Below are 9,518 nucleotides of genomic sequence, written 5' to 3'. Positions count from 1 at the left end.
AACTAATACTCAGACTTTTCTTGTATTTTATTTAATTATGAATGTTTTTACCCCTAACTAAGGTCTTTTAAACAAGCAGTAGAGAGGGGTTTAAATGAATTTACGTACATCAAATAATTTAGTGGTTGCAATTATCACCATCAGTTTTTCGTTATTGGGCTTGTCTTTTATCTTGGGAGCAAACCCCAATGCCATTGGCAGTATCTTTTCATTTTATAAATTAGACGCTCAGGTGCCAGCTCATATCATGAGTATGCTCGCAGGCTTTGCATTTTGCTTTGTTGGCATTAGTGCTGGTTTGGATTGGCGCCATGAAGTTTTTTGCTTTTGAAGCAAATGCGATTGTTAGCCTTGTTGAATCTTCACCGTTTATGTCTTGGTTGTATATTGTTTTTAGCGTGCAAGGAGCATCAAATGCGATTGGCATATTTGATATTTTGAGTGTGGCGCTGTTAGGTGTTGGCTTATTTATCAGAAATGCGAAACTTATTTTACTTGCAGGACTAGCCTGTTGCTCGGTATTTATCATGACACAAACTTTTTTAATTACCGCACCTAATGCGCTTAGCAGCGTTACAGTGTTTGAGCGATTAGGTCAGTTTGTAATTAAAGATCTGTGGTTTATAGCGAATTTAGTGATTATTTATCATTTAGCTGTATTCAACAATACACCTAAAGAAACAGCAGAATAAAATAAAAAGGCCTCAGAAGAGGCCTTTTAAATGATAACTAAACAACTACAACGGCTTTTTGCTTTTGAACTTTAGAAAACTCAAGGGCGTCATTGATATTGTTAAATTCAAAGTCAGTGGGTTCTTCAACATTTAAAGTACCCGACGCAATGTCATTAAGGAGCTTTTCGCCATCACTTACAAGACGTTGCCATTGCTGTGTATCACCATAATCGTGTAATGCACCAAGGGCAATTTCATGATAAGAAATAGTGCGCGTGAATGGCTCATCGACTGGTGTTTCAATGCGTCCTAAAATACTGATCACATGACCATTTGCCTGTAGAAGTGGCACTAACTTTTTAGCTTCTTCAGGACCATTAGCATCAAAGAGTGCAAAGTAGCCACCCTCAGAAGGCGCGTCGCGTAATACTAACTTAACGCCAAGCTTTTCTGCCTGCTCTGCCGTTAAGCTTTTTGATAATGCATGAACTTCAAAGCCACTGTGGTTCAGCATTTGCGTCAGCAGTTTATTAACAGCTCCCATGCCGGTAACTAATACTTTTTCGTCTTTGCGTAATGGTATTTTGCTAAAAGCTTGCCATGCAGTAAGCAGTGGGCAAGGTAATGCAGCAGCAACATTAGCAGCTAACCCTTTTGGCACCTGCATAACACGCTCTGCATAAAGTACTGTGTGTTTAGCAAAGCTGCCGTTTTCACTCAAGCTATGATGATAAGCGACTGTTTTACCGATGAGTTTGCTATCGACACCATCGCCTACCTGCTCAACAACCCCAGCACCGTCTACACCAGGAGTGTGTGTATCTGTCCAATTAATAGGATCAGCTTGAATAAACTTCCAATCAACTGGATTGATGCCAACCGCTAGATTTCGGACTAAAATTTGCCCTGCTTTAAGTGCTGGTACAGCTTTTAATCCCAAAGCGAGTGCTTTATCAGCACCTTGAAACTGCCAAGCATGAGTTGTCTTTACTTCATCATGATCCCAGTCAGGAGCAAAATCCGGGTTTGCTTGCCTGTCGCCGCAACTAAGGGCATCAATTTGATTGATCTCGTCTTGGCTTAAGCTAAGCGAAAGGGCTTTTAAGTTGGTAGCCATATTTTCGCGTTTGGTCGATGACGGTATCGTCACCATGTCATGAGCTAATTCCCAAGCAATGACCACTTCAGCGGTGCTCACTTGGTGTTTGTCTGCAATCGCTTTAATGGTTGGATCTTTAAGTACTTTACCTACCGCAAATGGCATATAGCCAGTAACGAGAATGTCGTTTTGCGCACAAAAATCACGTACTTTTTGGTTGGTTAGGTAGGGGTGAACTTCAACTTGATTGGTAAATAACGCGCCTTTTGGCAAAATACTTAAGGCTTCTTCCATTTGTGCAATGGTAAAGTTTGAAACACCAATTTCTTTCGTTAAACCAAGCTCTTTTGCTGATTGTAACTCGGTTAAATACTCATGCATGCTTTCGCCATTGGCTGGGCTTGGCCAATGAATAAGCAGTAAGTCGACGTGATCTAGTTGTAGTTTAGTCAGGCTCTCTTTTACGCTGTTAATAAAGTCCGTTTTATTTAACTTATCATTCCATACTTTGGTGGTAATAAATAACTCACCACGTGCAACACCACTGTCTTTAATCGCTCGGCCAACAGCTTCTTCGTTACCGTAAATTTGCGCGGTGTCGATGTGTCTAAAGCCCTCTTCAATAGCTGTTAGCACACTTTGATATGCAACTTCGTCTTGTAATCTAAATGTACCAAAACCCAGTTTTGGCATAATTGATTGTGACATCATAACTCCTTAATTATGGAACTTGGGCAAAACATGTTCGCCGATGTGCTTTAATGCCCATTCGATGGGTAATTCGTTACGTCTAAAGTGCAGGCCAATGTGATTCACACCGGCATTTCTCATTGCCTTTAGTTCTGAGATGAGTCCGTTGACGCCTGTTTCAACCCCAAAACGGTGACGTTTTATAGGTGCATCAGGATCATCTAATAAATTTAAATGAATAAAACTAACGTACGGCTTATTACCTGCGACATCTCGCCACAAGGCGACACGCTTTTGATGATCATCTGGTGTGCCTGGGTAAGCAAGCCAGCCGTCCATGTTTTCGCCAACCCATTGAGGGCTTTGCTGAGCAAGACCTGCTACATAAAGTGGGAAATCTTTCACTTCTGGTAGTAGCTTTTGACCCGCTTCTAAAGGTCGCTTAGGGGCGCCTTTAAGTAGCGAAACAGATTCACGTAGTTGCTCACCACGGCTTGCAAAATCAATATCGAATAAAGGGTATTCAATGGGTCTATCACCACTGGCAACACCTAAAATTAGCCGATCATTACTTAGCGCTTGCACAGTATTTGCTGCCTTTTTAACAAGCCAAGGTTGGCACAATGGCAATACAACCGCTGCGGTGCCAAGTAATATATTCTTGGTTTTAGCTGCTAAATAGCCAAGGTAGCTGAAAGTTTCATAAACTTGGGCAGCATCACCAAATTGAGGGTCATAAATCGGCACGTCGCGAACCCATGCCGCAACATAGCCAAGCTCATCAGCAAGTTGAACACGTGATTCATGGTTAGCTAAATCAGGGATCCCAAATGATTGATTTGATTGTTGTTTGAAATTTGCCCAGTCATTATCAAGTGGAAGTTCAACACCAATTGAGAATGGCTTATGTGCTAATTTATCAAAACTCATTATGACTCCAAACTTTAAGGGGCATAGCTAAGCGAAACTTAACAATTTAATGCGCCCTGAAAGTGATTTATGGTTAAGTAATGAGGGTATTGTGGCGCTAATTTTTTTTGCGAAAAACAGCAAGGATTACAAAACACCTTTGTTGTTTTTGCAAAGGTGTTTTAATTGTTATGAATTAGCTTCTTCGTTTGAAAGGGTAAAGTATGCGCGAGTGACTGGGTAGGCAATTTGTGAAATCAGTGCAGTGCCCCAAAGTATGTTGCCAATGAGCGAAGGTACATGAGGTAAAATAGGAATAGTAACCAAAGCGAGTATAACGCCAAACATTCTTACTTTAGCTGTTGCAAAACGATGCGCTACACGGTGTTCGATCATTAACTGGATCCACAATAAACTCAATAAGTAGCCTGCTAAGCCTACGCAGCCAATGACACCATATTTAAGTGGGTAGGGTTGCCAGAACCCAGCTTTCACTTCGCCGGCGAGCGCAACGCCAACCATAACTGCACATAACATTAAAAATAGGTGAGCTAACCACCAACTTACGAGTGTCCATTTGTGTTGATTTTTGGGTTTACCATTGCCAACAAAGTCAAAGTAAATCCAGCATTGCACAAATACAGCAATACCACCAAACATAAAGTTAGCCAGTACAGAGGGGTCGACTTTATAAATTCCTTTTTCTGATAAAGTAATCACCAATTTAAAGAAACCTTCGCCTAAGACAATGAGCAGTAAAAGGGCAAAGCGCTCAGACATATGCCCAAGGCGTGGTAAAAAACGTTTATTTTCAAGTACACCAATTTTTGGAGCCATATATAAAACTTGGATAGCGGCAATCGCAGTGCCAAATACCCAATAACTATAGGGTGCAGGCATAAAAGCTGTGGTTGCAAAGATAATGGCAAGAGCAAAGTAGTTACGGCTCACACTGCGTGCTAATTTTGTTGATTCGATCCCTAATTGATTGGTGCGATGAAATAAATACGCTGTAATAAGTCGGTTAGCTGCATAGGCCAATGCAAAATATGTCCAGCCTTTGTCAAGTACATGGGGAATAGAGGTTGCCATAACCATGGCGGTGACAATTTGGCAGGCCATGATCAGCCGATGTTTTACATCTGTACTGACATAGAGTGAGTTAAAAACGCTGGAGTCAGCCCACGCGAACCATACGGTGATGAATAAACCTGCAAAAGTAAGAAAACCACTTAAATGTAAGTGGTCGCTTAAAAAATTACCTAGCAGAAAAATGATTACCACATGAATAAGGTCATAAAATAATTCAACCCAATGAACATGGTCATGTGAACTTTTTAAATCTAGGTGATGCTTAGGTAAGCGCCACATAGGGTGGTTTTCTAATGCCATAATTGCTCCTACCTATTTGCTCTCAACAATAATTGCAGTGATGGTGGTTTCACCTTCATTTTTGACTTGGTGAGTCCATGCGTCATGCCACATCACATAGCCATTGGGGATCTCAAGTGTTGTTTGTGACTCTTTTGTACTGATGGTTGCCTTACCACCTGTCTCAAAGTAGACAGTTTCAGCATTATGCTTATGCCAATTATCTTGCTCACCTGGTGCTAAAGTCATACGCAAAACAAGTACTTCACTGTTATCTAGCAATACTTCATAGTGATTAGGTGAAGCAATATGTGCATGGGGGAGTTGTGCTGAAAAGGCATGTGGCGAGCACATTATTATGCTCACCAAGCCAATCAGCAAAGTTGTAAATTTGCTCATGGCTCCTCTCTACTTATGCATACCGCGAATTGGGTAGTTATTTTTTGGATCGCGTATCCAGTTAAGCCCACTTACCAAGGTTGCTAAATCAGGTCTTACAAATGGGTTATTAGAATAATCAACCACATGTACATTACCTTGCTCGTTAACCACAAACAGTGCAGGCTCTGCGAAAGGGTGATCTGTTTCTTGCGGTGAACGGGGATCAGATATGTAAGTACCTAATGTTTGCATTTGCTCTGTAGTCAAACCGTAAGCAAGTGAAAATGACACTGATAACTGCTCTAAATGCGCTTCTAACTGCTCTTTGCTATCGCCTGAAACAGCAATTACATCAACACCTGTTTCTAATAGCGCAGCTTTGTACTGCTCGAGGCTGTTTAAATAGCGAGTACATAAAGGGCAATGCTTACCACGATAAACAACAACAAGCTGCCAGCTTGCACCGTGTTGAGGTTGACCAAGAACAGTCTTTTCACCATTCAAAAGTGCAGCACTAATACTAGGAAATGCACTGCCCGGATGGAGTTTATTGCTATAAACAGATTCGTTACTCATGAGTGTTCCTTAAAAGTTATCGTTTAAGTGTTTTTCAAAGCGCGCAAAGTCGCTGTCGATGTCTGCATTTTTCATCACGTCAAAACAGGCGAAAGTAGGTAACCCTTGCATACCGAAAAATTTAAAGTTCATATGCATTGGGAAAACAAGGTCATCAACACTTTTACCTTCAAAAAAGTCAGCGGCATCTGCAAATGATTCTGCAGGTGCATTTAAGGTCAGCGACATCATATATTGAGTGTTATTTAAGGTGCCGCCTTTACCGTAATTAGCTTTTGGATTGTCTTGATGGCGACCATCACCATGGCAAAGCGCTCCACCCATGCCTGCTGTGTACACTTCATCCATGTATTTTTTGAATGACCAAGTCATGCCCATCCAATTAATAGGTGATTGCAAAAAGACGATATCTGCCCATTGATGGTTCTCAAGTTCAGTTTCTACATCAAATTCGTCTTGTGTGTTAACCACACGAGTTTGATAGCCTTTTGCTTGAAAAAAAGCGTCGGCTTTTTCGATTAAAGCAGCATTTAACTTACCTTCAGAAAAAGGGTAATAGTGATGTGCGTTAATAATTAATACGTTTTTCATAGTTGAGTATCCGTTTGCTAATTACTTTATCGTGTTCAAAATATATTCTGTGGTGTATAATAGTAACCTAGATTATTTAATCAACCAGTCACCTTTTTGTAACTAGGCTGAAAAATGCGAGGATGTTTTGGAAAGTTCAGTAGAAACAGATAGTAAGGGTAGAAAAAAAGTTTTAAATGCTTGCCTGGAGCCGTGTGCTATTGAAAAAGGCATGCGTTTGATTGGCGGTAAATGGACGGGATCTATTATCTACCATTTAAAAGATGGCCCTGTGCGCTTTAATGATTTAACGCGTATGCTGGGTGGTGCAAGCAAAAAGATGATCGACCAACGTCTAAAAGAGCTTGAAAGTAGAGCGATGATCACCCGTCATGTTATTAGCACCCGCCCGATAGCAGTGACCTATGAACTTACTGATTTTGGCCGCTCAGCACTGCATATACTCGATGAGTTACGGGTTTGGTCTGAATCGAATGAGATTTAATTAGCTTAGAGAGGGCAGGGAATGCATAAGGAACAATTTGGAGAGGTTGAATCAATTAAAAAGCCACCTCATTATGAGGCGATTCATCAACTTGCGCTTGATATTGTAAATGCTAACAATAAACAACAAGAGTGGGTGGCGTACAATCAAATAAAAGAAATCTGCGACAAGTTTGCAGGCACACCGCTTGATCATCCGTTTCAGTGGGAAACGCTCGCTGACTTTACCTATCATAATCCAGAAATTGCACTTAGCTATTATTTCAAGGCGCTAGAGTTAGCAATGCTATTCAACTAGAGGATTATTTAGCGTCGATTAATTTTGCGATTGCAGAGAATTACCTAGAGAAAGCTGATAAGGCCCTAGCGCTAAACTTTGCCAATACAGCTTTATCTTTCACGGAACAAGCAGCAGATGATGAATTACAGTTAGATATTAACGGACTGATTCTCGAAGCTAACTCCTTGCCATAAAATTATTTTTAAAAAAGCCAGCACTGTGGACTGGCGTTCATCAATTACGGAAAAGAGTAGCGCACAATTCGTTTTACGACTGAAAAGTACTGGCGAAAGAAGCCGCCGGTATTGTAGTGAATACCGTGCTCTCTAAAGATAGCTTGCACCTTAGGGGCAATTTCGCGGTAACGTTTTGCGGGTAAATCTGGGAATAAGTGATGCTCTATTTGATAGCTCAAGTGCCCAGTCATTACATGAAACAGGTTACCCCCTTTGATATTTGATGACCCCAACGCTTGGCGGTAATACCACTGGCCTTGTGATTCATTTTCGCAGTCTTGCTGGTTAAATGTTTCAACTTCACCGGTAAAATGCCCGCAAAAGATAATGGTTGAGGTCCACAGGTTACGTAATAAATTAGCCGCTAGGTTGCCCGCCAAAACCCACAAAAATAAAGGCCCAGCAATCAGTGGAAAGAGCAGGTAGTCTTTCACTAGCTGGCGCGTACCTTTACTAAAAAAGCGCTTTTTCAGTTCGCTGTGCGGTACTTTGTAATCGCGGTCATCTTTTTTCTTGCCAAAAAATACTCGCTCGGCTGCCATTTCATGGTACGACACTCCCCATTGGAACAGCACACTGAGTAATAGGTAAGTAACAAATTGCCATAGGTTTTTTACCCGCCAACGAAAGTCATTCGATAAGCGAAGTAATCCATAGCCAAAGTCGCGATCTTTACCAATAATATTGGTATAGGTGTGGTGCTCGTAGTTGTGAACACGGTTCCAGCTAGCCCCATCGCACGCTATATCCCACTCGTAAGACTTTGAATTTATGTATTTATCATTCATCCAGTCGTATTGGCCATGCATCACATTGTGGCCAATTTCCATGTTATCGAGGATTTTTGCTGTGGCTAAACTAAGCACACCCACGAGCCATAAAACAGGCTGAATAAAGCCTAGCATTAATAAAATTCGGCCACTCCATTCAAACACTCGCTGGCAAACAATAACGCGGCGAATGTATTTTGCATCTTGCTCACCGAGTTTTGATTTTACATCTGCTTTAACGCTATCGAGTTGAGCTGCTAATTTTTCAAAATTGACTGTTTTTGTTGTCTTCATGCTGATAACTCCACGTCACTGACTGGTTGCGATATACAAAGTTGAATTAACTGCTCTGAGCTATCAGAGAGCTCACCGGTGCGAATATCACGCACGATGCCTTGCTTTTTAACGCATTGGCATTGATGGCAAATCCCCATACCACAGCCAACTGACACCGGCTGTTCATTCGCTTGTAAATGAGTCAGTAAGGTTTGTTGGTTATCAATAGTGAATGTTTTGCCCTGATGAGTGAGTGTTAGTTCGTGCTTATCAGAGGTTGCTAAAACAGCAGGGACTGCACTGAAATGCTCACTGTCTATAGGCGTATTTAATTGCTTAGCTAAAGCGGCTGCTTGCTTATACAAAGCTGCTGGGCCGCACACTAACCAGTGTTTATGCGTATTTGTTGTCAGCCATGTTGTCGCATCGCCATCTTTGTTGCGCTCAAGTAAGTGATAATCAAAATTGCTCAGCGATTGCTTTAGTTGCTCAAGTTCATCTTTAAGCCAGTGGCTGTTCGGCTTTGCATAATAAAGCAGGGTTATAGTTTGTTTGCTATCAGCAGGTATTGATTTAAGCATGGCTATAAATGGCGTAATGCCTGAGCCACCGGCAAGCATGATTAAAGAACGCGCGGTATTTGGCATAACAAACTGGCCTTTAGGCTCTGAAATATTAAGCCATTGCCCTGGCCTCAAGTTTGTTAGCTTTGACGTAAATGCGCCGATCTCTTGGCTGCGGATCAATAAACGAATTTGTCGCTGCTGCCTTGCCAGTTGTGGTTCGCTAGCGATGGTAAACATGCGCGTTAGTAGTCGTCCATTCGTTTGTATGGTTAACGCAATGTGCTGGCCTGCTTGATGAATGGGCCATGCTTTTTCTGGCTCAATAATCAACTCAATACTTTGTTCAGCAAACACCTGTATATGTTTTACTTGTGCACGAAAGTAGCCTTCGCGCCAGCCTGGTTTAAAGCACTGAACCACTGGCTCCCAGTACCCAGCCCATGATTGATGATGCAATAAATGTTTTGATAATGAATTTAATAACGCTCTCATTTTTCGCCTATAGCTTACAGGTGTACGCTCACTTGGCGTACAAGTGTAAGCTGAAAGGTGATAATTGCAAGCCTAATTTGAGTATTAGCTCTAAATTGGAGGGCATTAGCTCGCTATTAAGAGT

At 41.6% G+C, this 9,518-nt stretch carries 10 protein-coding genes and 2 pseudogenes; 3 read left to right on the top strand and 9 right to left on the bottom strand.

Features of this window, described 5'->3' with window-relative positions; genetic code table 11:
• Positions 1-94 precede the first annotated feature (94 nt).
• Positions 95-692: pseudogene (locus L1D51_RS19045) on the top strand (DUF417 family protein).
• Between the two features lie 37 nt (positions 693-729).
• On the opposite strand, the gene L1D51_RS19040 reads toward L1D51_RS19045, so the two are convergent.
• The 7 genes and pseudogenes from L1D51_RS19040 to L1D51_RS19010 all read right to left on the bottom strand — a co-directional run bounded on the left by L1D51_RS19040 (position 730) and on the right by L1D51_RS19010 (position 6,291).
• Complete coding sequence (locus L1D51_RS19040; RefSeq protein WP_239964523.1) at positions 730-1,614, bottom strand: alcohol dehydrogenase catalytic domain-containing protein; 885 nt, start codon at positions 1,612-1,614, stop codon at positions 730-732.
• Positions 1,615-1,674: 60 nt separating this feature from the next.
• Positions 1,675-2,481: pseudogene (dkgB, locus tag L1D51_RS19035) on the bottom strand (2,5-didehydrogluconate reductase DkgB); the annotation flags it as partial.
• A gap of 9 nt (positions 2,482-2,490) precedes the next feature.
• Entirely contained in the window at positions 2,491-3,393 is a 903-nt protein-coding gene (locus L1D51_RS19030) for a TIGR03571 family LLM class oxidoreductase (protein ID WP_239964522.1), read from the bottom strand.
• A 168-nt stretch (positions 3,394-3,561) separates the two neighbouring features.
• On the bottom strand, positions 3,562-4,764 hold the full coding sequence (locus L1D51_RS19025; RefSeq protein ID WP_239964521.1) for a low temperature requirement protein A: 1,203 nt from the start codon (positions 4,762-4,764) through the stop codon (positions 3,562-3,564).
• Between the two features lie 12 nt (positions 4,765-4,776).
• Positions 4,777-5,142, bottom strand: coding sequence for a cupin domain-containing protein (locus L1D51_RS19020; RefSeq protein WP_239964520.1), 366 nt, complete (start codon positions 5,140-5,142; stop codon positions 4,777-4,779).
• A 9-nt stretch (positions 5,143-5,151) separates the two neighbouring features.
• Positions 5,152-5,700 (bottom strand): redoxin domain-containing protein, encoded by a 549-nt coding sequence (locus tag L1D51_RS19015; protein WP_239964519.1) that lies wholly within the window; start codon positions 5,698-5,700, stop codon positions 5,152-5,154.
• Positions 5,701-5,709: 9 nt separating this feature from the next.
• Positions 5,710-6,291, bottom strand: coding sequence for an NAD(P)H-dependent oxidoreductase (locus L1D51_RS19010; protein ID WP_239964518.1), 582 nt, complete (start codon positions 6,289-6,291; stop codon positions 5,710-5,712).
• Positions 6,292-6,418: 127 nt separating this feature from the next.
• Between L1D51_RS19010 and L1D51_RS19005 the strand changes: the two genes are divergently transcribed.
• Both L1D51_RS19005 and L1D51_RS19000 read left to right on the top strand, forming a co-directional pair.
• Entirely contained in the window at positions 6,419-6,775 is a 357-nt protein-coding gene (locus L1D51_RS19005) for a winged helix-turn-helix transcriptional regulator (protein WP_239964517.1), read from the top strand.
• Positions 6,776-6,796: 21 nt separating this feature from the next.
• Positions 6,797-7,072 carry a hypothetical protein gene (locus L1D51_RS19000; protein ID WP_239964516.1) on the top strand — a complete coding sequence of 92 codons (276 nt, stop codon included), beginning with the start codon at positions 6,797-6,799 and terminating at the stop codon, positions 7,070-7,072.
• Between the two features lie 220 nt (positions 7,073-7,292).
• Here the strand turns inward: L1D51_RS19000 and L1D51_RS18995 are convergent, their stop codons facing one another.
• On the bottom strand, positions 7,293-8,354 hold the full coding sequence (locus L1D51_RS18995; RefSeq protein ID WP_239964515.1) for a fatty acid desaturase family protein: 1,062 nt from the start codon (positions 8,352-8,354) through the stop codon (positions 7,293-7,295).
• Positions 8,351-9,394: a flavin reductase family protein gene (locus L1D51_RS18990; RefSeq protein ID WP_239964514.1), complete on the bottom strand. Its 1,044-nt coding sequence runs from the start codon at positions 9,392-9,394 to the stop codon at positions 8,351-8,353. The genes L1D51_RS18995 and L1D51_RS18990 overlap by 4 nt, the downstream gene beginning before the upstream one ends.
• Positions 9,395-9,518: the final 124 nt, after the last annotated feature.

It is taken from the genome of Pseudoalteromonas shioyasakiensis, assembly GCF_022398475.1.
Classification (GTDB): Bacteria; Pseudomonadota; Gammaproteobacteria; order Enterobacterales; family Alteromonadaceae; genus Pseudoalteromonas.
Note: the sequence above shows the minus strand (reverse complement) of the source record. Positions and strands in the feature narration are given on the sequence as shown.